The following is a 2,005-nucleotide window of genomic DNA, read 5'->3' as shown; positions in this document are numbered from 1 at the left end:
CGGAAATGTTAGGAAAATCAACTGTTGATAATCTTTCCTCCGTCACCACCTATGATTTAGGTGTCTATAACAATCAAATGAAACAGCAGAAAGATAACACCAATAGCTATTTTTCAATCGATAGCATCTGGAGTTTTGCTGAAAATCATTTAAATCTCAGTGCCACCGCTTATGGCTTGGGTACCGCAGAGCAATCTTTCGATTTTTATCGTGCCATGTTTGAGCGTGATTTTAATGGTCGCCGTTTTGCTTTTGGTCTATTAAATACGTGGAACTTACAATCTATTGCTTCCATGTCGGCGCTCAATAGCAGTAAAGTTTACGGGATTACTTACGGCAATAATTCCTCATCCAAGGTCAATCATTCTCAGCTCTCTTTAACGCCGATCACCGTCTTTTTACCCAGTGCGGGGGAAGTGCGTGTTTATCGTGATGGCAAATTGTTAAGTATTCAAAACTTTCCAATGGGCAGTTTTGAAGTGGACACCGCACCACTCCCTTTTGGTATTTATCAAGTCGAAGTCGAAGTGGTTATTGACGGTAAAGTTCATTCTAAACAAGCTCAAACAGTGAATAAAACCTTCAATATGCGAGGCGCAACATTAAATGAGTTTCGTTGGGAAATATTCTCAGGCTATGTCGATTATAAAAAACGGATTAAAAATAGAGACAATGGATATAAGACATCAAACTCTGATAATACTTGGCTTGTGGGTGGAGCTGGAACGGTCACTTTAGGGGTGTTTTCAGGGTTAAATTTGCAAGCTTCAACCTATGCATTTGATGATTTAGCCATACTTGAAACCAATGCAAACTTACAATTAAGTGAAAATATATCAACGAGTTGGCAATCTCTTTTGGCTAACGATGGTAGTGATCGCAATATCATTACTGCCTCTTATTCATTGCCCAAGGGGTTTGGCTCACTTTGGGTCAATAAAGAGAAAGGGAATATCAAAGATGATTTCCCGATGTATGACTCAGATAATTACTCTTTTGGTACCACCCTCAATTTGACTCAATTTTGGGAATATGCCGGATCATTTACCTATTCCTATACCAAAGATCTGCGCGATAAAAACAAATCGAATAACTTTGAATATTCCACCACACTCTATAACGGGCGTTACGGTAGCATGAGTTTGCGTACCGGTGTTCAACGTTATCACTACGATAATCAAAGCAGCACGAATGAAAAATACATCACACTGGACTTCTCATTACCGCTGGCAACATGGTTGAGTGCCGGGGTTTCATCCAGTAATGGGAATATGCGGGGTGAATTATCTGCATCGAAAAGCTTTGAAGATTCAGCTATTCGTCACGCAGGTTTATCCGTATCAACCTTATTACATGATAAAGATGGTACTGACAGTGATTTTTCTGTCAGCGGTTACGGCTCGTTTGATACCAAATACAGTACGGGCACGTTAACCATGAGCCGCCCTAATAATGATCGTCTAAATACTACATTAACCGCCCGAGGTTCATTGGCCTATAGTGATATGAACTTCTCTGCCAGTGGTAAACAAGAAACATCTGGGGTGATCGTGAAAACTGGCATTGATGGTGAAGGACAAATTGCCGCCAACGTCAATGGCCAACGTTTTGTCTTATCGGGCAGTAATAACTTTATTCCACTTTCTCCTTATGCGGAATATAAGGTCGAATTACTGAATGATAAAAACAGCGAAGATAGCTTTGATATCGCCTCAGGCCGTGTGAAAAATGTGGTGCTTTATCCAGGTAACGTTGCCGTGCATCAACCTGAATTAAAACAGATGGTGACCGTTTTTGGTCGAATGAAGTCGCCTGATGGCACACTGTTAGCCAGTGCACAGGTTCGTAACCATATTGGTCGCACTCAAACCGACCATCAAGGCCAATTTGCAATGGATGTTGATAAACGCTACCCAGTCATTTCATTACAACAAGATGATAAACAGATTTGTGAGGCTGAATTAGATTTGTCCTCTGCTCGGGGTGTGTTATGGGTAGGTGATGT

Annotated in this window: 1 protein-coding gene; it reads left to right on the top strand. The window is 41.0% G+C overall.

The annotated features are described in order from the left end of the window. Positions 1-2,005: CS1-pili formation C-terminal domain-containing protein (locus ABN080_RS18120; RefSeq protein WP_349441657.1), on the top strand; the 2,005-nt coding region annotated here is incomplete at both ends.

This window comes from Proteus sp. fly-1089 (assembly GCF_040138965.1).
GTDB classification, from domain to species: Bacteria; Pseudomonadota; Gammaproteobacteria; order Enterobacterales; family Enterobacteriaceae; genus Proteus; species Proteus vulgaris_B.
The sequence above is the reverse complement of the archived record's forward strand: the minus strand, read 5'-3'. Positions and strand labels throughout refer to the sequence as shown.